The organism is Mesorhizobium vachelliae, from assembly GCF_033977325.1.
Lineage (GTDB): Bacteria > Pseudomonadota > Alphaproteobacteria > Rhizobiales > Rhizobiaceae > Mesorhizobium > Mesorhizobium vachelliae.
The window spans coordinates 685320-706620 of the sequence record NZ_JAVIIR010000001.1 but is presented as its reverse complement, the minus strand read 5'-3'; the positions used below and the strand labels follow the sequence as shown (position 1 = coordinate 706620).

22 protein-coding genes are annotated in these 21301 nt (G+C 62.5%); 9 read left to right on the top strand and 13 right to left on the bottom strand.

What is annotated here, in order from left to right; all coding sequences use genetic code 11:
- Positions 1–318: 318 nt before the first annotated feature.
- Positions 319–861, bottom strand: coding sequence for an Hsp20/alpha crystallin family protein (locus tag RFM41_RS03525; protein ID WP_320246187.1), 543 nt, complete (start codon positions 859–861; stop codon positions 319–321).
- Between the two features lie 384 nt (positions 862–1245).
- Between RFM41_RS03525 and RFM41_RS03520 the strand changes: the two genes are divergently transcribed.
- Positions 1246–1575, top strand: a complete 330-nt coding sequence (locus RFM41_RS03520; RefSeq protein ID WP_320246212.1) for a hypothetical protein — start codon at positions 1246–1248, stop codon at positions 1573–1575.
- Here the strand turns inward: RFM41_RS03520 and fixJ are convergent.
- Positions 1572–2183 (bottom strand): response regulator FixJ, encoded by a 612-nt coding sequence (fixJ, locus tag RFM41_RS03515; protein WP_320246186.1) that lies wholly within the window; start codon positions 2181–2183, stop codon positions 1572–1574. The two genes, RFM41_RS03520 and fixJ, sit on opposite strands and share 4 nt — an antisense overlap.
- Positions 2173–3660, bottom strand: coding sequence for a PAS domain S-box protein (locus RFM41_RS03510; protein WP_320246211.1), 1488 nt, complete (start codon positions 3658–3660; stop codon positions 2173–2175). The genes fixJ and RFM41_RS03510 overlap by 11 nt, the downstream gene beginning before the upstream one ends.
- A 267-nt stretch (positions 3661–3927) precedes the next feature.
- Between RFM41_RS03510 and RFM41_RS03505 the strand changes: the two genes are divergently transcribed.
- Together RFM41_RS03505 and mgtA are read left to right on the top strand one after the other, a co-directional pair.
- A complete protein-coding gene (locus tag RFM41_RS03505) occupies positions 3928–4737 on the top strand; it encodes a universal stress protein (protein ID WP_320246210.1) in 810 nt (269 codons plus the stop codon).
- 10 nt (positions 4738–4747) lie between these two features.
- On the top strand, positions 4748–7420 hold the full coding sequence (mgtA, locus tag RFM41_RS03500; RefSeq protein WP_320246185.1) for a magnesium-translocating P-type ATPase: 2673 nt from the start codon (positions 4748–4750) through the stop codon (positions 7418–7420).
- Positions 7421–7461: 41 nt separating this feature from the next.
- Here the strand turns inward: mgtA and RFM41_RS03495 are convergent, their stop codons facing one another.
- A complete protein-coding gene (locus RFM41_RS03495) occupies positions 7462–7929 on the bottom strand; it encodes a DUF2231 domain-containing protein (RefSeq protein WP_320246184.1) in 468 nt (155 codons plus the stop codon).
- A 53-nt stretch (positions 7930–7982) separates the two neighbouring features.
- On the bottom strand, positions 7983–8249 hold the full coding sequence (locus RFM41_RS03490; RefSeq protein ID WP_320246183.1) for a hypothetical protein: 267 nt from the start codon (positions 8247–8249) through the stop codon (positions 7983–7985).
- A gap of 140 nt (positions 8250–8389) precedes the next feature.
- Here RFM41_RS03490 and RFM41_RS03485 point away from each other — a divergent pair, with 140 nt between their 5' ends.
- Genes RFM41_RS03485 through RFM41_RS03475 form a run of 3 tightly spaced genes read left to right on the top strand, consistent with a single transcriptional unit; the run spans position 8390 to position 10706 of the window.
- On the top strand, positions 8390–8704 hold the full coding sequence (locus RFM41_RS03485; RefSeq protein ID WP_320319245.1) for a PepSY domain-containing protein: 315 nt from the start codon (positions 8390–8392) through the stop codon (positions 8702–8704).
- Positions 8701–9366, top strand: coding sequence for a response regulator transcription factor (locus RFM41_RS03480; RefSeq protein WP_320246181.1), 666 nt, complete (start codon positions 8701–8703; stop codon positions 9364–9366). Before RFM41_RS03485 ends, RFM41_RS03480 begins: the two co-directional genes overlap by 4 nt.
- Positions 9366–10706 carry a sensor histidine kinase gene (locus RFM41_RS03475; protein WP_320246180.1) on the top strand — a complete coding sequence of 447 codons (1341 nt, stop codon included), beginning with the start codon at positions 9366–9368 and terminating at the stop codon, positions 10704–10706. The genes RFM41_RS03480 and RFM41_RS03475 overlap by 1 nt, the downstream gene beginning before the upstream one ends.
- Positions 10707–10709: 3 nt before the next feature.
- Here the strand turns inward: RFM41_RS03475 and RFM41_RS03470 are convergent, their stop codons facing one another.
- The 3 genes from RFM41_RS03470 to RFM41_RS03460 are packed head-to-tail and all read right to left on the bottom strand — an operon-like array spanning position 10710 to position 13748.
- Positions 10710–12221 (bottom strand): RnfABCDGE type electron transport complex subunit D, encoded by a 1512-nt coding sequence (locus RFM41_RS03470; protein WP_320246179.1) that lies wholly within the window; start codon positions 12219–12221, stop codon positions 10710–10712.
- Complete coding sequence (locus RFM41_RS03465) at positions 12218–12937, bottom strand: FAD:protein FMN transferase (RefSeq protein ID WP_320246178.1); 720 nt, start codon at positions 12935–12937, stop codon at positions 12218–12220. The genes RFM41_RS03470 and RFM41_RS03465 overlap by 4 nt, the downstream gene beginning before the upstream one ends.
- Before the next feature lie 25 nt (positions 12938–12962).
- A complete protein-coding gene (locus RFM41_RS03460) occupies positions 12963–13748 on the bottom strand; it encodes an FMN-binding protein (RefSeq protein ID WP_320246177.1) in 786 nt (261 codons plus the stop codon).
- 257 nt (positions 13749–14005) lie between these two features.
- Between RFM41_RS03460 and RFM41_RS03455 the strand changes: the two genes are divergently transcribed.
- The 3 genes from RFM41_RS03455 (at position 14006) to RFM41_RS03445 (ending at position 15845) form a co-directional block, all read left to right on the top strand.
- Positions 14006–14701 carry a VIT1/CCC1 transporter family protein gene (locus RFM41_RS03455; protein ID WP_320246209.1) on the top strand — a complete coding sequence of 232 codons (696 nt, stop codon included), beginning with the start codon at positions 14006–14008 and terminating at the stop codon, positions 14699–14701.
- Between the two features lie 238 nt (positions 14702–14939).
- Complete coding sequence (locus RFM41_RS03450) at positions 14940–15200, top strand: DUF6455 family protein (RefSeq protein WP_320246176.1); 261 nt, start codon at positions 14940–14942, stop codon at positions 15198–15200.
- Positions 15201–15281: 81 nt separating this feature from the next.
- Positions 15282–15845 (top strand): LysE family transporter, encoded by a 564-nt coding sequence (locus RFM41_RS03445; RefSeq protein ID WP_320246175.1) that lies wholly within the window; start codon positions 15282–15284, stop codon positions 15843–15845.
- A gap of 92 nt (positions 15846–15937) precedes the next feature.
- On the opposite strand, the gene RFM41_RS03440 is transcribed toward RFM41_RS03445, so the two are convergent.
- From RFM41_RS03440 to ccoG, 5 genes are all read right to left on the bottom strand, one after another.
- A complete protein-coding gene (locus tag RFM41_RS03440; protein ID WP_320246174.1) occupies positions 15938–16639 on the bottom strand; it encodes a CBS domain-containing protein in 702 nt (233 codons plus the stop codon).
- Between the two features lie 63 nt (positions 16640–16702).
- Positions 16703–16873 (bottom strand): cbb3-type cytochrome oxidase assembly protein CcoS, encoded by a 171-nt coding sequence (gene ccoS / locus RFM41_RS03435; protein ID WP_320246173.1) that lies wholly within the window; start codon positions 16871–16873, stop codon positions 16703–16705.
- Positions 16870–19155 carry a cation-translocating P-type ATPase gene (locus tag RFM41_RS03430; protein ID WP_320246172.1) on the bottom strand — a complete coding sequence of 762 codons (2286 nt, stop codon included), beginning with the start codon at positions 19153–19155 and terminating at the stop codon, positions 16870–16872. The genes ccoS and RFM41_RS03430 overlap by 4 nt, the downstream gene beginning before the upstream one ends.
- A complete protein-coding gene (locus tag RFM41_RS03425) occupies positions 19152–19667 on the bottom strand; it encodes a FixH family protein (protein WP_320246171.1) in 516 nt (171 codons plus the stop codon). The genes RFM41_RS03430 and RFM41_RS03425 overlap by 4 nt, the downstream gene beginning before the upstream one ends.
- On the bottom strand, positions 19664–21223 hold the full coding sequence (ccoG, locus tag RFM41_RS03420) for a cytochrome c oxidase accessory protein CcoG (protein ID WP_320246170.1): 1560 nt from the start codon (positions 21221–21223) through the stop codon (positions 19664–19666). The genes RFM41_RS03425 and ccoG overlap by 4 nt, the downstream gene beginning before the upstream one ends.
- Between the last annotated feature and the right edge of the window lie 78 nt (positions 21224–21301).

The window sequence follows — 21301 nt, the reverse complement described above, 5'->3', positions numbered from 1 at the left end:
CGCGCGGGAACTTGCCCACCATGCGCTCGAGATCGGCGAAGACGCGGTAGCGACGCTCGGCATGGAGCTGGTCGATCGCATCTTCGAAGAACCGCTGGTAATTCATGTCGAGCTCCTGTGCCGTAAACCTGTCGCCGATCGCGACCGGCCTATTATCCCTGGACCGACACCATATGAGGGAAGCGAGAGCCCCACTTTGAGCTATATCAATTCGGATTGCTTGCCGTGGCCGGGACAATGCCGCTGAAGGAGCCGATGCCTGGGCCACGGTTATACCCGGCGCGCCTGGCTGGTGCGCCGGATATATAAGCGGGTGGCTCATGCGGCCTTGACTGCGATCTTCTTCTCGGCCTTCTGGGCTTCGACCGTCTTGGGCAGTTTCACGGTCAGGATGCCTTTGGTGAAACTGGCGTCAATCTTGTTGGCGTCTACACCTTCTGGCAACTGGAATGAGCGCTGGAAGGAGCCGTAGCGGCGTTCCGAGAGGTAATAGTCCTTCTCCTTTTCCTCCTTCTCTTCCTTTTTCTCCCCCTTGATCGTCAGCACGTTGTTGGCGAGCCTGATGTCGACATTTTTTTCGTCGATGCCCGGCAGTTCGGCCGTGATCTCGTACTCATTGGCTTTTTCCACCAGGTCCATCGCCGGCGCGACCGGCCAGGCAACGCTGCGCAATGCAGGCAGTTCGCGGCCGAACAGCGAATGGGTGGACGGCAGGCGGAAATCGAACGGATGAAAGTCGTCGAAAAGCCGGTCGATTTCGCGGCGCAGGCTCTCGAACGGCCCCACCCAATTGTCCGTCCGGGCGGAGGCGGGGGCAGTCTTCTCGGTTTTCACAGGCAGTTTGGTAGCGGCTTCAGCCATGGTTTCTCTCCAAAGGACAGGTTGATCAGCAGGTGCCGCTGCCCTCCGCTCTTCCAACCGTGGATTGCCCGGCAGGCGTTGGAGCCGGAGGTCAGCGGACCCGCTCGACAGGCGTCCTCGCTGAACTGGCCCATCTGCTTCGCGATTTCCGCGTTTGGCGCGGATCGTCGCGCCCGCATCGCCAATTCATGCTCGACCTGTCGAGGTCGGCATCAAAGCACCGGCCTGAGCAGTCATCGTTGATCCGTGTCAAACGGCAAAGAAGAACGATTTCGGATCCAGCGCCGCAACGATCCGTGCCGCCGGGCGATTTGATCGCGGTCACGTCGTTAGCTGGCTACGCCGTCGAAGGAGTCACGGCTATGGGGAGGAGTCATCGTGAAGATGTCGTCGATCCGAGGCACGTTCTGGACAGCAGATTGCCATGAAAAAAGCACCCGCCGGCCGAAAAGTGATTCAAATCAAAGCACGGGACGGCTCTTCCAGCACACTGATTGGATGTGGAATCCCATCGCAAGCGCACCATCCGGCCGCAATCTCGAACTGGCCGTCATCGACAACGATGGCGTGCATGCGCTTGTGTTTCCCTGTGAGAAGGCTTCCATAGGCTGGAAGAACGTCGTGACCGGGATGCGCGTCGACATACGTCCTACCCACTGGCGTGCCTGGAACCCAGAGGAATATCAGGGCAACTCGTCACAGGATCCGATTTAGCTTTTCGAGTCGGCGATCAATGCCATGCGCACAAGATGCGAAAGGCTGCCGGCACTCATCTTGCTCATGACATTGGCGCGATGGATCTCAACCGTGCGCGGGCTGATCCCGAGATCATAGGCAATCGTCTTGTTCGGCAATCCGGAGACAAGTCCATCGAGCACCTGGCGCTCCCGCTCCGACAGCGTGGCGAGATTCTTCCGGATCTCGCTTGACTGGGGGTGCGCCGCAACGGGCTGGCTGCGGTGGTCCAAGGCGGTACGAATGCCATCGATGAGCACCTGATCGTCGAATGGCTTTTCGATGAAATCGGCGGCCCCCTCCTTCATCGCCTGGACGGCCAGCGCAACATCGGCGTGGCCTGTCATAACGATCACCGGCGCGTCAAGACCGCGGGCCTTCAGTTGCCGCAGGAACTCGATGCCGTCGATACCGGGCATGCGCACGTCGGTCACAATGCAACCGTCGATCTCCTTTGGCTCCGCCGCCAGGAATGCCGTTGCCGATTCGTAGAGACGCACGGCAAAGTCGGCTGTCGCGAGAAGGAAACCCAGCGACTTGCGGACGTCGACATCGTCGTCGACGACATGAACAACATCACTGGCCATTGATGACCTCTTCCTTTTCCACCGCTCGCAAAGTGAACCGGAACGCGGTCCCTCCGCCGGGCATCGCTTCCGCCCAAATATGACCGCCGTGCGACTCGACTATAGTGCGACAAATGGACAGGCCGACACCCATTCCGTGCTTCTTGGTGGTGACGAAAGGCTGGAAGAGCTGTGCCGAAACTTCTGGAGCCAGTCCCGGGCCGCTGTCAATTACACCAACTTCCACCATGCCATCCCGCCGTGACCGGGCGACGACATGCAATTCCCTGCGGGGGGTGCCCTGCATGGCTTCCACGGCGTTTCTCATCAGGTTCAGCAATACCTGCTCGATCTGGATGCGGTCGGTCAAGACAAGCTCGGCCGAGGGATCGAGATCGTAACTGACGCGCACATCCGCTTCCCTGGCGCCAACCAAGGCGAGCGATGAGGCATCCTCGATGAGGGCCGGCAGACGCTCGACCTGACGCTCGCTTTCGCCCCTGGCGACAAAATCCCTGAGACGACGGATGACGTCGCCGGCACGCAACGCCTGTTCGGCTGCCTTCTCGACGGCCTCCTGCAGCAGGACGGCATTCTCGTCCTTGCTCTTCTCGAGGAGACGGCGGCTGCCCTTGAGATAGTTCGTGATGGCCGTCAGCGGCTGGTTTATCTCGTGCGCCAAGGTCGAGGCCATTTCGCCGAGCGCGGTGAACCTGGCCATGTGAAGCAGCTCCTGCTGCTGCTCCTGCATCCTGGCTTCCGTCCTGTGGCGCTCCGTCAGGTCGCGGCAGAAGCCGGTGAAGAAGCGGCCCGTTCCCGGATGCATTTCGCCGACCGACAGCTCCATCGGAAAAGTCGACCCGTCCTTGCGCATCCCGGTTACCGTGCGGCCTATCCCGATGATGCGCCGCTCACCGGTCGTCAGGTAACGCTCCATATATGCGTCATGCTCGTCCCGGTACGGCGAGGGCATCAGCAATTTGACGTTTTGACCGATGACTTCGCTGGCCTTGTAGCCAAACAATGTCTCTGCGGCCGTGCTGAAGGATTGGATGTTGGCGGTTTCGTCGATGACGATCATCGCATCGGGCACAGTCGCCAGGATCGAACGCAGGTGATCCTCTCGCAGCTGCAGCGCGGCGTTGGCGAAAGACAGGTCGCTGACGTCCGTGCCCTGGACGAAGATCGCGGTGATCCGGCCATCCTCGGCCCTGACCGGCTGGTAGACGAAATCGAGGATACGCTCCTCGGCAAGGGCGGTTTCAGCGTTGCGGAGGACGACCTTGACGCCGCGCCCGACATAAGGCTCGCCGGTTTCGCTGACGCGATCAAGCAGTTCGAAGAATCCCTGGCCCTCGAGCTCGGGCAAAGCCTCGCGAACCGACTTGCCGATCACCTGCCGCGCGCCGATCAGGCGTTGGTAAGCCGCATTGGTCAGCTGAAAGATGTGGTCCGGCTCGCGGAGCAAGGTCATGAAACCCGGGGCCTGGTCGAACATCAGAGCAAGAAGCTCGTGTTCAGGCAAGTTGTCGTCATGCTCCAGTGGACCGCTGGCCGCCCGAGACGCTCTGGCGGTGGCTTCCGACCAGCCTTGCTCCTTCTTGCTCACGGGCAGTCTCCAGATTGAGAAACAGCGGCGGCCGCTGATTTAGCACTCATCGTCCCGCGCGCCAAACAGCGCCGTGACGATTTGATCGGTGTCAAGGCGCCGCACGTCCACACAACGCAAATGACGAAGCATTCCGCGTTCCGAGCGAGGTGCCGCATGACCTACAAAACGATAGTCGTCAACCTGGCCGTCGATGCAGACCCTGCGCCGATGGTGAGACTCGCGGCGGACCTGGCAGAGCGCTTCGACGCTCATCTCATCGGCCTGGCGGCTGCGGACGTCCCGCCCCTGGTGTCGACGGGAGAAGGCCTGGTCTATGAGGGCGAGGTCATGCAGGTCCAGCGTACCGAGATCGAAAAGCGTCTTGCCGCAATGTCCGAAATCTTCTGGCAGCTCGTCCCGGCCTCGGTCAGCAGCGAATGGTCGCAATATATTTGCGGCCCGACGCGCGCCCTGGGCCGCGTGGCGCGTTCGGCGGATCTCGTCGTGACCGCCGACGGCGGAGAGAATGTCTTCCGCGCCGTCGATATCGCAAGCCTGGTGCTCGGAGCCGGGCGCCCGGTGCTGGTCACCGCGCGCAATGCCGAACACGTCCTGGGACGGACCGTCCTTGTCGCCTGGAAGGACGGAAGGGAAGCGCGAAGGGCCTTGAGCGATTCCTTGCCGCTCCTTGCCAAGGCAAAAGAGGTGGTGATCGCCACGATGGAACGCGAATCCGGAGAAGATGTGCGAGACAGCCTTGCCGATGCCGCGGTGTTCCTGGAGCAACACGGCATCATGGCTCGAACCGAGGTGATCGCAGGTGAGGCGGACGGCGACAGGCTGGTGGCGTTCGCACGCTCCATCCATGCCGATGTGATCGTTTCCGGGGCCTATGGTCACAGCCGGCTACGGGAATGGGCCTTTGGCGGCGTCACGCGCTCGCTGATCGGCGAGAGTGGCATCAGTCGTCTCCTTTCGAACTGAATGTCCGGTCATGGCGACCAGCTTTGCAGACGACACGGACCGGCCGACAGCCACGGCGAGCGCGGCACAATCGGTCAGCCGCTCCGATGGCGCTGTCGAGCACGCCTACTGGTCGCTTGAGACAGGTCGGCTGGTCGAGCAACTGGAGGCCTCCACTTCCGGTCTTTTGAGCGTCGATGCCGCGATCCGGCTCACCAAATTCGGCCGAAACGCGCTGGCTCCGCGCTCAAGTGGATCTGCATTCACTGTCTTTGCCCGTCAATTTCGCAGTCCACTGGTGCTTATCCTTGTCTTTGCCGCGGCCGTTTCGGTGTTTGTCGGCGAGGGCCATGAGGCGGTGATCATCGGCGCGATCGTGCTTGCAAGCTGCGTCCTCAGCTTCACCCAGGAATATGGGGCCTCCCGCGCGATGGAGGCGCTTCAGCAACGCATCTCCCGCAAGGCCACCGTGCTGCGCGACAGCATCGAACAAAGCATCGATGTCGAGACCATCGTTCCTGGAGACGTCGTCTGCCTGTCAGCTGGCAATCTCATCCCGGTCGACGGCGTGATCCTGGAGGCGCGGGATTTCAATGTCAGCGAGTCTGTTCTTACCGGCGAGACCTTTCCCGTTGTGAAGTCCGCTGGCCGGTCGGCGCCCGATGCCGGCATCGCGCAGCGGACCAATGCGGTCTTCACCGGCACATCGGTTCGCAGCGGAACGGCGAAGGTGCTTGCGGTCGCCACGGGAGCGCGCACCGAATTCGCGTCGATCGCCGAGGCGCTGGAAAGGCGGATCCCGGAGACCGAGTTTGCTCGCGGCATCAGGATGTTCGGATATCTGATGACCGAAATCATGCTCGCGATCGTCATCCTGGTGTTCTTCGCCAACATGATGCTCCATCGGCCCTTGATCGAGTCGCTGCTGTTTTCGCTTGCCCTCGCGGTCGGCCTGACGCCCGAACTGCTTCCCGCGATCATCAGCGTCACCCTGGCCAGTGGCGCGCGGGCGATGGCCGCCAGCGGTGTCATCGTGCGTCGTCTCGATGCGATCGAGAATCTCGGCAGCATGGACCTGCTCTGCACGGACAAGACAGGAACGTTGACGGAGGGCGTCATACACCTCGATGGAGCGTTCGACGTCGAGGGCAATCCTTCGAACGAGGTCCTGCTTTGGGCACGGCTGAACGCCATGCTGCAGACTGGACTGAAGAACCCTTTGGACGAGGCAATAACGACGGCACAGCCTGCCCAGGAAGATCTGTCCCGTTTCACCAAGATCGACGAGATTCCATACGATTTTGTCCGCAAGCGGTTGTCGGTCGCCGTGCGGGAAGAGGCGCGCGACCAGATACTCATCACCAAGGGAGCCATCCAGAACGTTCTCGATGCGTGTTCCTTCGTGCAGCGTCCGCTCGGTTCGAAATCCCTGGACCTGGCGGAGCGCGAGGCTATCGACGAGAAATTCAGGCACTGGAGCGCGCAAGGGTACCGGGTTCTTGGCCTGGCGATCCGTCGATTTCAGAACAATGCGGGCTTCAGCCGGGACGACGAAACCGCAATGGCGTTCGCGGGTTTCCTGCTGTTTCTCGATCCGCCGAAGGAAGGCGTCAGGGAAACACTGTCAGCACTTGCCAGTCGCGGCATCGGCGTCAAGGTTATCTCTGGCGACAACCGCTACGTCGCCGCGCATCTGGCAGGGGCTGTTGGCCTCCGGTCCGACAGGATCATGACTGGCGAGGACCTGTCGAAGCTGACGAAGAACGGACTTCTTGCCGGTGTGCGCAAAACCGACCTCTTCGTCGAGATCGATCCGAACCAGAAGGAGCGCATCGTCGAGGCGCTGCGCCGCAGCGGCCACGTCGTCGGCTATCTTGGCGATGGCATCAACGATGCGCCCGCATTGCATGAAGCCGACATAGGCATCTCTGTCGATACGGCTGTCGATGTCGCCCGCGAGGCGGCCGACATCATCCTGCTCAAGCGCGACCTGAGCGTTTTGGTGCGGGGCGTCGACGATGGCCGCAAAACATTCGCCAACACGATGAAGTACATTTCCATCACGACCAGCGCGAACTTCGGCAACATGATCAGCATGGCGGCGGCGTCTCTCTACCTGCCGTTTCTGCCGCTGCTGGCCAAGCAGATACTGCTCAACAATTTTCTGGCGGATATTCCCGCGCTTGCGATCGCCAGCGACAATGTCGATCCGGATCAGCTCCGGCGCCCCCGCCATTGGGATATTCATTTCGTCAGGCGGTTCATGATCAGCTTCGGGCTCGTCAGCTCACTGTTCGACTTTTTGACGTTTGCCTTCCTGCTGTATGTCGTGCACGCCGAGGCATCGACATTCCGGACCGGCTGGTTTGTGGAGTCCCTGCTGACGCAACTCTTGATCCTGCTTGTCATTCGTACCCGGAGAACCTTCTGGACCAGCCGCCCCAGCCGGTTGCTCGCGGCGCTCGCATTGACGGTTGGCGGCATTGCCATCTCGATCCCCTACACGCCCGTCGCGAGCTGGTTGGCCATGGTGCCTTTGCCCCTGCCGGTGCTTTTGGGGCTGCTCGCGATCACGGCGACGTATGTTCTTGTCTCTGAGCTGACCAAGCATTGGCTCTTCGATCACGGAAACGGCAGGCAGCGCGGACGAAGGAATTCAGGCCGGGGCCGATCCGCAAGCAGATCGGCCCGCCTGGCTGGCTGAACCAGGCGGGAGGCCGGCCAGCAATGGAGAGCATTCCGGTGTCAGCCTCCGACGGCGGCCTTGGTGACATTCACTCCAAGGTCATAGACAAGCTGGCCCCCGTAGTAGCCAGTTATCGTGACCAGGGCCGCGCCGGCTATTTCAATGGCGGGAATGGCGAGATCCAACGTTCCGAGCTCGCGATTTCGTACCCACAGCGCGAGCCGAACGACGCCCCAGCCCAGAAAGGTGAAGGCGCTGATCGTGCCCAAGCTCTCGTGGATCTCGGCTATCTCACTGCTGAAGCCGGCAGCCTCGGCGTAATCAAGGGCCATTCCGCCGAAGAGCCAGGTGGCGACCGCGAACAATCCCGCGGCGACGGCGACAAAGGTCGAAATCGTTCCTACGCCGGAACGCATTGTTACAGTGTTGCTGCCGGCGAGCGCGGCAATATCGATGATCACGAGCGTGTAGATGAGCACAATGGGGAAATGCACCAGAATGGGATGGACGTGTTGAATCGCAGGCATCGGGAATTCTCTCCAGGAACGGGGAAGGGGGCGGCGTCAGACGTTCAAGTCCGTCAATCGTCGCTGTCGCCGAATTCTTCGTCGTCCCGATCAGCGCGAGCGCCGGACACGGATTTGCCGCCGCCACACCCGTCATCGTCGACCCCTTTGACCGACTTGGGACCGGCAGCGCTCATCATGGGGATAGCCTGCAGATCGATGGTTGCTCCGGAAGCGGCCGGTGCGGACGCGCATGATGCCTGGATGGATTCAGCGGCAGCAGGTATGGCAAAAGCGGTGAGACCCCCAAGGGCGACAAACAATAGAGGGAGATTGCGCATGATTTTCGTATCCTTCTCTGCGCACCCATCGTCGGGCGCGGTGGCCCCTGATAGAGACCTTGTGCTTGCCGCCGGCTGACGATGACTGACAGCGTTTTGACAGCTTTGGCGTGCGACAGCTCTCTCCCATGAAAACCGTATTGACGCTCCTGGCAGTCCTGGGTGTGGCCGGGCTTATGCTGGCCACGCCTTTGGCCGCTCGCGCCGAGGACGATGACGGTGATCACGATCGGGCACGCGACCTCTATGAGCGCGGCGAAATCGAGGGCCTTGCCGATATCATGGCCGTTGTCCGCGCCAAGGCTCCAGGCGAGATCGTCGCGGTCGATCTCATACGGGCAGGGGACAAGTGGGTCTATCGGTTCCAAGTAATCGCAGCCGACGGCAGGCGAAGGGTCGTTGACGTCGATGCCCGGGCGGGCGGCGTCTCGAGTGGCCAAGGCGACCGCAAATGAAGATACTCGTGGCCGAGGACGAACCGCGCATTGCGGCCGATATCGCGGCGGTCTTGAAGGCCTCGGGCATGGCCGTCGATATCGTGAACGACGGAGAAGCGGCCTGGTTTGCAGGCGACGTCGAGAACTACGATGCGGCGATCCTCGACCTGGGATTGCCGAAGCTCGACGGCCTCACGGTGCTGAAGCGCTGGCGCGCCAACGCCCGCCGCTTTCCCGTCCTGATCCTGACGGCGCGAGGACTGTGGACCGAGCGGGTGGAAGGCATCAATGCCGGCGCCGACGATTACCTTCCGAAGCCGTTCGAGATGGAGGAGCTGCTGGCGCGGCTGCGCGCCATCCTGCGTCGCTCGAGCGGGCAGGCGGCGCCGGTGTTGAAGTCGGGCCCTTTGCTGCTCGATACGCGCCAGATGCGCATCTCGCTTCGTGGCGTCCCTATGGCGCTTTCACCGCTGGAGTATCGCCTTCTCGCGTTTCTCATGCATCATGCCGGCCGTGTGGTCGCGCCGACCGAACTGGCGGAGCATCTGTACAGCTCCGACAATGACCGCGACCCGAACACGATCGAAGTCATCGTTGCACGCCTGCGGCGGAAGCTTGGCAGCGATGTGATCGAGACACGGCGCGGGTTCGGATACCTCGTGCCCGACGGACCCGACTGATGCGCAATTCGATCCGCTTCAGGCTATGGTCGGCCGCAGCCATATCGATTGTGATCGCGCTTGGCATAGCCGGCGTTGGCCTGCGTTATCTGTTCGAGCTGAACGTCGAGCAGCGGGTTGTCAGCGAGCTGACCGTCGATCTCAACGAGTTGATCGGCGCGACGAGTTTCGCAGCCGATGGCCGCTTGTCGGTCGCGTCGACGCTTTCCGACCAACGCTTCACCATTCCGCTGTCCGGGCACTACTGGCAAGTGGAGGACCTTGCCACGCATAACCTGGTGCGATCGCGTTCGCTTTGGGACGCCACGCTCGCCTTGCCCCACCAAGCGACCGGTGGCGAGCTGCGCAAGGCAGAACTCATCGGGCCAGGCGGCGAGCTCACCGTTGCCGTCCTGCGCACGATCACCGATGCCGACGGGCGGGCGTTTCGCGCCGTCGTGGCGGAAGACCATCGCAATGTGGAAGTCTCGGTGGGCGAATATGTCCGTGATCTCGCGCCAGCGCTCATGGTCCTCGCGCTCGCCCTGATGGGCGCATTCTTCATCCAGATCACCGTCGGTTTGGCTCCTCTGGAGGGCTTGCGGGTCGCCGTCAGAAACGTGGTGGCACAGCGCGCCGCTCGGCTTGAGGTGGCCGCACCGGCCGAGGTGCAGCCGCTCGCCGACGAAATAAATCGCCTGCTCGATGCTCAGGAGAAGGCCCTCTTGCGGGCCCGCTCGCGCGCCACCGATCTCGCGCACGGCCTCAAGACTCCTCTCCAGGTCCTGTCCGCCGATATTCGGACCCTGCGCAAAAAAGGCGAAACCCGACTTGCCGACGAGATCGAGAAGAGCACTGGCGCCATCCGCCGCCATGTCGAGCGGGAATTGGCGCGCGCCCGTCTGGCGCCAGGTGTCTCCGGCAAGGCCGCGTGCCGGGTCCGCGAGGTAGCAGCTGGCGTGGTCGCGGTGGTCAAACGCACGCCGCAGGGCAAGCAGCTCTCGTTCGAGATTGACAGCACCGAAGACTTCATGGCGCCGATCGACGAAGGTGACCTGTCGGAGATCCTGGGCAACCTGTTGGAGAATGCCGTGCGGTTCGCGAAATCCTTAATTCGCGTCAGCGCATCCGCGACCGCGGGCGAGGTCATCATCGCCGTCGTCGACGATGGCGCCGGGATTCCCGAGGATGCACGGCACGCCGCCTTGTCCCGTGGCGTGCAACTCGACAGCAAGAGCGGTGGCAGCGGTCTCGGCCTGGCGATCGTCTCGGATATCGTCGAAGCCTATGGCGGCCGCCTTGCAATGGCGAATGCCGGCCCTGGCCTGGAGGTAACGATCCATCTGCCTCGGCATGATTGAGCGTCAGGCAAAACCGGGGAAGTAGTCGACCTTTATCCTCGAACGGCTGACGCCCATGGCCAGAAGCTTCCGGCGCAGCGCCTTGACCATCGCCTGGGGGCCGGAAATGTAGAAGGTGCGCTCGAGATAATCGGGCATGGTGAGGCGCACCAGGCGGGCGTCGATATAACCGGGGTACTGGCCGCGCGCGGCGCCTTTGGCCACCGCGTGGTATGTCCTGATGCCCAGTTCGCGTCTCGCGGAGCCAAGCACGTCTCGATAGGCGATGTCTTCCTGGCCTTCTGTTCCATAGAGAACGACGATAGGCCGCACTTCCTGGCGATCGATGAGATATTGCAGCATCGAGCGGAACGGCGTGATGCCGATGCCGCCTGCCAGGAAGGCGATCTTGATGCTGGGATCGGACGGCAGCGTGAAATCGCCGGCCAGTTGCGAGGCGTGGATCGTGGCGCCGGGCTTCATGCCGCCAAGCGCCCGCTTGAAGGCGCTCGATTGCGGATAGAACTTCACGCCCAGCCGCACCGATTGCTCGGTGGGCGATGAGGCGAGGGTGAAGTAGCGCCGGTTGCCGCGATTGTCGGAACGGTCGAGGCCAAGCGTCCATTCGAGGTATTGACCCGCCTGGAACGCGAGCTTTCTCGGTGACTTGAAGATGAAGTCGTAGCTGTCGACGGCGGTTTGCTCGATGCGTTCCAAGGTCAGAACGAAGCGGCCCTTCGGACTCACGGCGTAAGCGAAGAGATTGCCCGCCAGAAGCGCAAGTTCGGGTGTGAAATAGAACGAACCGATATGGATGTTGGGCGCGAACAGGAAGCCGACGATGGCGGCAAAAGCGATGCGCGGCCAGCGTGTTGTCGGCGCCGTCAGCGGCTCGGTCAGCATCACGAACGCGAAGAATAGCAGCGGCGACGAACTCAACGTTTCCTTCACGGCGACGCCATATTGCGCCGGCTCGGTTGTCGCCAGGATGGTCGCTAGCGCCATGATCAGAAATGTCGCGACGAGATCGAGGCGACGCAGCTTTCTGACAACGAGAATGCCGCCGATCAGCACGAGCGGAAGCAGCCATGGATTGCCACCGACCCACCATGTAGCGGGCTGGTTCAGCAGCAGCGCCGACAGTGCTACGCCAATGGCCGCCGGATTGAAAAGGTGCTTTCTGCCGACCGCGAGAATGAACTTTGATGAGACCGCCCAGACAGAGGCGAAGGCGACAGCCCCGATGCCCTTGAGATCCGTCACGGTCACCGGGTCGAGGATGAGAGCGAGGATGAGCGCGGTGATGTAGAGCGATTCACTGTTGGCCGGAACCTCGAAGACCAGCGCGAACGCCTTGTTGGTGATCCAGCAGGCGACGAGGATCAGGATAGCGGTGAAAGCGAGCGCGAGCGGATCATGCGGTATGAGCTTGACGAAGGCAAAAGCCAAAGCCGCGCCGAGCAGAACCACCAGATAGTAGAGCACCAGCCTGTACATGGTCAGGTGATCGAGGAAACGATCGATAGCGTTGATCATGGTTCGCAAAGGTCTCCAAAACCGGTTGTCGGCGTGGCTCGGCCGGTGATGTCGACGACATACCCCTCCAGTCCGGGAGTCTGCTCGATGAACAGGATACCGTCCCGGCCCATGGCGAAGGCAGCGGTCGCGAAGCGATCGGCCTCGAGCACATCGGATCCGACGACTGTCAGGCTGACGATGTCGCAGATGGGATCGCCGGACCGATGGGGATTGTAGATATGTTGCCCGCGCGCATAGGTGCCGGACGTGGCGACGCCATGACCGCGCGGATAGATGACCTTGATGATCTCATCCGCCTTGAAAGGGTTGCGGATGCCGACGCTCCAGTCTTGCCCGGAAGCATTCTTGCCCAAGGACTGAACGTCGCCGCCCGCCTCGATGAAAAAGTCGCTGACACCGGCCTGCCGGACAATTTCGGCCGCGTTGCGGATGGCCCAGCCCTTGACGATTCCCGACGGATCGAGCGAGCCGTCGACCTTGTGGATGTCGAAATATCCGCCGGTCTCGCTCCTCGTCCGCTCGGCCAGCGCCAGCACTTCCATCATCTCGCCGCTCCAATCCTTGACCGGAACGTCGCCTCGGTTGATGGCGGAAATCTCGCTGTCGCTCCTGTATGTGCTGAAGCGCCGATCGATTTGCTCGAAATAGTCGAAGACGCGGCGGGCCAGCGTTCCGGGCGCGCCACCGATATCGACCGTGATCGGCATTCCCATCAGAATTCGGGTTTCGCGCATGGTGTCAGGAAGAAGCCTTCTTCAGGGCGCCGCCGAGCGACTGGATGAAGGCCTTGCTGGTCAGTGTGGCGCCCGAAATGATGTCCACATCGGCGCTTTGCGCGCTGATCGCCTCATCACGCAGCATCGGCAACGCCTGCCGGTTGATGTTGACCGAGGTGCGGCGATCATTGGGGTATCTCAGCACCTTGAGCGCCGTGACGCGGCCACCCTGAACAAGTGCCTGAATCTGAATGATGCCGTAATAGGCGTCGGCGGCAGGGCCGGTGTAGACCCCGTCGGTGTAGCCGTGCGCCGCGAGCTTCATGGCCGTGTGGAGGACGCGTGCCGAAGGATAATCCGGCCGCGGCTGCGGGATGGGAATATAGACGGCAGGGGTCACCGCGAATGACGGTGTCTGTAGCGGCGCGGCATCCGCTCTTGGGAGTTCCACCTTTGGCTTAGCCGGCGGAGGCGGTGGCTGAGTGATTTCCGGCTGGCTATCGGTAAAGGCGGGCCGTGGTGCCGCGACCGCAATCGTCGCGGAAGTATCCTTCCTGGCCTCGACCGTTATGCGTGGCGCCGGCTCTCGCGGCACATTCAGCGGGGAAGCCGCTGGCAGGGGTGCCGCCGTTGCCGGGGCCGGGCCGGCAGGAGGGGGCGGAGTGATCGGCGGCAACGTGGTCTGCTCCGCCGCATCGGCGGTTCCCTGTGTGTCGATCAGATCGTTGCCGGGAAGCTTGCCCGCCTGATCCCAGACATAGGCCCCGGACGAGGCGATCACGAAGAGAGACAGGGCGATCTGTTTCATGAGCATTGTTCCAAATTTCGAGCACGCTCCGGCCGAGCCGTTTCGTGCAGGCTAGGAGCAATATCTCACGAGCTAGCTGACAACTGGCTGTCAGCGCTGCGGCTTGCGAAAAGTGCCGGGTGGACGAACTGCGATCGCGATTGACTTTGATCAAGGCATTTGGTCGGATCGAGCGGCAATGAACGGTCGGGTTGCCTTCCTCGCTTGCCGATGTGGGCGCAAATCGTGGCCAAACCGAAAATTGTCCCTTTGCTCAGATGAGTCGTCTTCACACCGAAAATCACCTGGTTTCACGCGTCGGTTGGTTGCGGGCCGCGGTGCTCGGCGCAAACGACGGCATCGTCTCGACCGCCAGCCTGATCATTGGCGTTGCAAGCGCCAATGCCACCACGGCCAGCGTGCTGGTAGCCGGCGTCGCGGGCCTGGTGGCGGGCGCCATGTCGATGGCCGCCGGCGAATATGTATCCGTCAGTTCCCAGGCCGATACCGAGCACGCGGATCTCGCGCGTGAGCGAAAAGAGCTCGCGAGCCAACCCGAATTCGAGAGGCACGAGCTTGCTCAGATCTATATCGACCGGGGTGTGGAGCCTCAATTGGCGTTGCAGGTGGCTGACCAGTTGATGGCCAAGGACGCTCTTGGCGCGCACGCCCGCGACGAGCTTGGCATTTCCGAGATAACCGCGGCACGACCGATACTGGCCGCGCTGGCTTCGGCGGCGGCGTTTTCAATCGGCGCGATCATGCCGCTGGCGATGGTGCTGCTTTCATCGCCCTCCCGACTTGTTGCCGTCGTTTCGATTGCGTCGCTACTGTTCCTGGCGGTGCTCGGCGCAATCGGCGCGAGGGCCGGCGGCGCCAATGTATGGAAGGCCACCATTCGGGTGACCTTTTGGGGAGCGCTGGCAATGGCCCTGACTGCAGGTATTGGCGCGATATTCGGTACGGCCGGTTAGGCCGCTTCATCGAGCATGGTCTGCACCCAAAGCGCGTCGCGCTGAAACGGATTCAGGCGACGCGCTTTAGGTCTTTGTTTTGATGCATGTCGTTGTCCCAGAACCGCTGCACACTTCTGGGCGACATGCATTAGTCTTCAGGTTGCGTCTCACAGGCTGACGGGCTTGTCGTTGATCGAGATCAACGTCGCACGCCGCCTGACATGGCAATGATTTGCGGTCTGAGGAGTGTGCCGACATGAGCCTTCTCGAATATCTGATCGGGGCTGACGCCAGAACTGCCTTGATGGAGCGCATGATGCGGAAGATGGGCGTCGAGAGGCAGCTGAAAGTTGTGGCGGATCACGCAGCCGTCACCGGTCGTGCAGCTGACCGCTGCCGGTCTTGCGGCCACCAGGACGAGTGCGCCGCCTGGCTCGACGAAACCACGCATGCCGAGCATCCGCCGGCCTATTGCCGCAATAGCGACTTGATCGCTCGATTGCAGTCCATCCGTTGAGTGAACCTTGACGTTGGGCGCAACAGGCTGCCTGGCGGGCGGGCAGAAAGCAGGTTCGGAAGGCCACATGGCGGCTGACTGATGTCAAACAGCCTATTTCTTCTGGAAGCATTTCTGCTCTTTGTCGCTCCAGGGCCAACCAACGCGCTCCTGATGGCGGGTGCCGTCAAACGTGAGCAGGCGACCAAGCTCTTGGCGGCACAGGCCTGCGGTTATGGGATCGCGGCGGCTTTCTGGCTTTTGTCTCGTCCTTTGATGCCGACCGACGCCATCCAGATTCTGAAATTCGTCGCGGTTGGATGGCTTTCAGTCCTGGGGCTGCGCCTGATGGCCAGCAACCCTATCGAGGAATCGGGCGACGTATCGGGCCGCCGCCATGGCCTTTCGGTGCTGGCAACCACCGCGCTCAATCCCAAGGCTTTCATCTATTGCCTGGCGATGGTGCCGATGGATGGCGGCCCGGAAAAACTTGGCATCTTCTGGCTGGCGCTTGTCGGGATCACCGCGATTACAGGATCGCTATGGGTTCTGCTGGGCAAGCGGCTTCGCGGAGGCAGGCGGGTAGCCGACAAGGTCGCCGGCGCGGCGCTCCTTGGATTTGCTCTGCTGCTGCTTCGGCCGTTATTGATCGCGGCTGCGATCTAACGCTCGACTGGGACCCTCAAGCGCCCAGTCCCCGTCGTGGTGCTGGCCCAGGGTGCATGTCAGGACGACCATCGGCGAAGAATGCCTGCTCGTCAGGAGACAAGCACGACCGACAGCGGTCCGGCGTAGAAAAGCTTGTCCGTGACCTTCCTGACCCCGGCGACGTTCTCAGCGGCAACGACAGCGGCCTTTCGCTGGCGTTCGTCGAAAATGCCGCCATTCAGTTCGACCTCTCCCTTCTTGACGGTGACGCCGATAAGGTCGCCGCCGACGCTCCAGGACTGCCCCCGCAACTCGGCGATGATGTTCCTGCGTATGACCTCGTCATCGACGGTTGTCGCGCCTGATTTCGGCAAAGTGCGCAGAAGGGTGCGCATCAGATCGGAGCGGCTGACGATGCCGACAATGCTGCCCGCATCAAGGATAGGGACGTTCTTGATGTCGTGGTTCACCATGAGCTCGACGATCTCGGCGAGCGAGGCGGAGGGCGCCGCCGAAACGACGCCGGTCGTCATCACCTCGTCCACCCGGCGTCCATTCGAACGAACATACTCGTCGGCCACCTTGCCAGGACCGACAAGAAATTCGAGCCAGCGAGGCCGCGTCCGTCGGGTGCCAAGTTCCCCTCGACGCAGAAAGTCGCCTTCGCTGATGACGCCGGCCAGCGATCCATCGTCTCTCACGACCGGGAGGCAGCGGATATTCCTGGTCAGCATCAGATCGGTCGCTTCGGCGACTGAGGCGGAGGCGGCGATCGTGACCACCGGCGTCGTCATGATGTCCCGAGCCTGCATCGGAATCTCCCGCTTTCTTCAACCGCTTTTCGGACATCGGCAACAACGCTGCCTTGATCCACGTCAGTTTGATTGCCGGCCTTCGCTGTCTCGCTCGTCAGGCTCGATCAGTATCCGCTCCGCGGCTCCATCGAGATCCTCGTACTGGCCGCTGCGCAAAGCCCACAGGAAGCCGGACAAACCGAGCGCTCCCAGGAACAGGGCCACCGGAATGAGATAGACGAGCGTGGTCATGAGCGGGCCGCGTCGGCGACATCGGTGCGGCGTCGGGCCGGCGCAGCTTCAGGCGCTGCCTTCGACGTTGCCTGAAGCCGCATCGCATTTGCAATCACGATCAGCGATGAGGCGCTCATCGCGATCGCCGCGATCAGTGGCGTCACGTGTCCCAAAACGGCGATCGGAACGGCAAAGGCGTTGTACACGATCGCGATGGCGATGTTCTGGCGAATGAGCCGGCCGGCCTTGCGCGAGACATCCAGGGCGAGCGGCACCGCAAGCAGGCTCTCGCGCAGGAAGACGAAATCCGCGGCCTGGCGGCCAATGTCGGCCGCGGTTGCGGGAGCCATCGAAACCTGCGCCGCTCGCAGCGCCGGTGTGTCGTTGAGGCCGTCGCCCACCATCAACACCCTGTGGCCGGCGCGGGTCAGCGCTTCGATCCACTCGACCTTTCCGGAGGGTAGCAGAGCCGGCACGAAACTTTCGATCGCCAATGATCTGGCAACCTCGTCGCAGGCCTTGGCGGTGTCTCCGGACAACATGTCGACCGAAACCCCGGCATCGTTCAACCGCTGGATCGTTGCCCTGGCGTCCTGTCGAAGCGCGTCCTCGAATGCAAAGCAGGCGACGATGTTCCCATTCTTGGAAAGCACGGTGCCGCCATAGCCGCCGGGTTTGCCTTCGCCGCCGGTGCGAGCCTTCCAGCCCGCCCATCCGCGCCTTCCGAGCCGCCACGTGTTCCCCTCCGTTATGGCCTCGACGCCGAAGCCCGGATGCTCGCTGACGGATTCGATTTTGGACTGGCCGGAATACCCCGCATGGCTGGCGATGGCCCTCGAGAACGGGTGGTGGGAATGAGCCGCCATGTCTGCGGCAATCGCAAGCATGGTCGGATCGATGGAGGCTGCGTTCACCAGTTTCGGGCGCCCGAGCGTCAGCGTCCCGGTCTTGTCGAATACCGCCGCGTCGATGGCGGCGAGACGCTCCATCGCCGATCCGTCCTTGACCATGACGCCGGCCTCGAACAAGCGCCTGGCCGCCACGACCTGAACGATCGGCACCGCCAGGCCGAGCGCGCAGGGGCAGGTGATGATCAGCACTGCGATAGCGATGGTGAGAGCCCGGTGCCAATCGCCGGACACGACCATCCAGCCGAGGAATGTCGCAAAGGCCGCCAGATGGACGACGGGCGCGTAAAGCGCCGATACGCGATCGGCGATGCGGCGGTAGCGCGAGCGGCCACCTTCCGCGGCCTCCATCAGTCGGACCATCTCCGCCAGGAAGGAGTCCTTCGCCGCGGCGGTTGCCTGCATCGTCAGCGGACCTGTCAGGTTGAGCGTGCCAGCCTGGACACGGGCCCCGGCCCCGACCGCCTTTGGCGCGCTCTCGCCGGAGACGATCGAGCAATCCAGGTCGGAGTTTCCGCTGAGTATGTCGCCGTCGACCGGTATGCGTTCGCCGGCCGCGACGAGCAGGCGCAGCCCAGGCACAAGTTCGGCGACGGGCACATACTCGCGCGTGCCGTCATCCCTCAAGACAAGCGAACCCCGCGACGCGAGCCTGGAGAGGCCATTGACGGCCGTTCGCGCCCGCTCGCGCATGACATGGTCGAGCGTGCGGCCGATCAGCAGGAAGAAGAGCAGCGACACCGAGGCGTCGAAATAGGCGTGTTCGCCATGGTTGATGGTCTCGTAAAGGCTCATGGCGTAGGCGAGCGAAACACCCACCACGATCGGCACATCCATGTTCATGCGGCCATGGCGCAGCGCGTTTGCCGCGGAGCGGAAATAGATACCGCCGGCGAAGGTGAGAGCCGGGATGGCGATCAGCGCCGACAGCCAATGAAACAGATCGCGTGTCGCGCCTTCCGCGCCGGACCAGACCGATACCGAGAGCAGCATGATGTTGCCCGCCGCGAAGCCGGCCACGGCGACGGCGCGGATCAGCTCCGAGAGCGCGCTGTCCTTCTCGTGAATTTCCGGGTCGAACAGGTGCGCCTGATAACCGAGACGACCGAGCACCGCAAAGAACGGTGGGACGCGGTCTCCATGCCAGCGGATCGACACACGCTTGGTCGACAAGTTGACACGAGCGGACTCGACGTTCTCGATTTTACCGAGCGCAGCCTCGATCGCTTGAATGCAAGCCCCGCAATGAACTGTCGGCACCGACAGGTCGATCTGGTGAATGTCGCTGCCCAGAGAGCGGCTCGCCAGCTTGATCTCGTCGCTCGACGGTGCAGCAGACGCTGCCGCGGCGACCTCCAACGCCATTTCAGCCCCTGGCGCGCAGCAACTCATCGCAGGGCTCCGTTCGAGATCATGATGCGACGAACGTCACGAAACGGTGATGTCAGTCCGGCGTCCGCATCGATCTCCACGATCCAGACGCCATCCTTCGGCGTGTGCCGAACGGCAAACGCGCCCGTATCTCCTGGAGTGCCGCCGGACACCGCCGCAAGTGTCAGGGCCTCGTCCTCCGCCTCGTAGGCCGGGTGGCGGAACAGTATCCTGACGCCGTGCAGCGGCACCGGCTTGCCCTGGCTGTCGACAAGGCGGTAACGGACCTCACCGGAGGCGACGGTCAGCTTGCCTGTCCAGCCCAGCGCGGCCTGCGCCCTTCCTTTCCTTGCTTCTTCGTTGAATTGCTGGCTCGCAACATAGGTGTTCTCGACGACGAGGCCGGTCCAGCTCTTCTGGGCGAGCGTGGCCATGGTGACGTTGACCCCGATCACCACTGCAAAGAAGCTGACGATGACGATCAGCATGTGCTTGCCGGTGAAGCCGCCTGGCTTTTGCGTTTCGGCGCTCATCTGCTGTTCTCCGGGGCGTTGAAGGTAGCGGTGTACTCGGCGGTTTCGGAGTTCGCCTTGTCCTTGATGCGGAATTCGAAGCTTTGCGCCGGCTTCCTGATCTGGCTTGCCGGTTGACGGACGAACACTTTCAGCATCTTCAGTCGGTCGGGCTCGACCGGGACGGTGAAAGAGCGGCCTGGGGCCTGGTCGATACCGACGACGCTCATCTCGCCGCCGTCGAGGCCTTCCAGCATCACCTCGATCGTCCTCGGCTCGGGTATCATGTTGAGCAGCTTGACGGTGTAGCCGTTGCGGATCGCGCCGTCCGAAAGCGTCACGAACTGCGGATTCCTGTCGTGCAGGACGTTCAGCTCCAACCGCTCGCGCGTCAGTAGCGAATAGACGAGGACCAACCCGATCGCCGACCATGCACCGAGATAGATGTAGGTGCGCAACCGGAAGATCTTGCCCAGATGGAAATGTGCCAAGCCATCGACGAAGCTGCCGCTCGCCGTTCTTACGAGCGCCGGATCGACCGGGCTGGTGCCGCCGCCGGTCGCCAGCGCCATGTTGGCGTTGTAGTCCGCCAGGGTTGCGTAGGAGATCAGTCCGCGCTCGCGGCCGAGCTTGTCCATGACGCTGTCGCAGGCATCGATGCAGAGCGCGCAGGTGATGCATTCCAGCTGCTGGCCGTCGCGGATATCGATCCCCATGGGGCAGACGGCGACACAGGCGTTGCAGTCGACACAGTCGCCGACCGATTGCCCGGCGGCGGAGGCCTTCTTGGCATGTCGTGAACGCGGCTCGCCGCGCCAGTCATTGTAGGTCACCGTCAGCGAATTTTCGTCGAGCATGGCGGCCTGGATGCGCGGCCACGGGCACATGTAGGTGCAGACCTGCTCGCGCATCAGCCCGCCGAACACATAGGTGGTGCCGGTCAGCACGGCGATCGTGGCATAGGCGACGGGCGCGGCCGTGCCGGTGATCACTTCGCCAAGCAGCTTCGGCGCGTCTGCGAAGTAAAAGATCCAGGCGCCGCCGGTGGCCACCGCGATCACGAGCCAGATGGCGTGCTTGGATATGCGCAGGAAGAGCTTGCGCGCGCTCCAGGGAGCGGCATCCAGCTTGATGCGGGCATTGCGATCGCCTTCGATCGAGCGTTCCACGGCAAGGAACAGATCGACCCAGACGGTTTGCGGGCAGGTATAGCCGCACCAGGCCCGCCCGACCGTCGATGTGATCAGGAAAAGCCCGACGCCCGCCATCATGAGCAGGCCGGCGACGTAATAGAATTCCTGTGGCCATATCTCGACGAAGAAGAAGTAGAAGCGCCGGTTGGCCAGATCGATGAGGACGGCCTGGTCGGGAGCGAAGGGGCCGCGGTCCCAGCGCAGCCAGGGGGTCAGGTAATAGATGCCGAGCGTGATCGCCAGCACCAGCCATTTGAACTGGCGGAAACGGCCCGAGGCGCGCTTCGGGAAGATTTTCTTGCGCGCTGCGTAGAGCGGTTGTCGCGTCTTTGCGGAATTGACCGCTTCGGCCTCGAGCCGTTCCACCTGCGTCTGATCCAGCACGACGATCTCCAATCGCGGCGGAAGAATGCCGCCTCTGTCCGGCAGTCTTGCAATTGCTCAAGCAGCGTCGCGTTGATG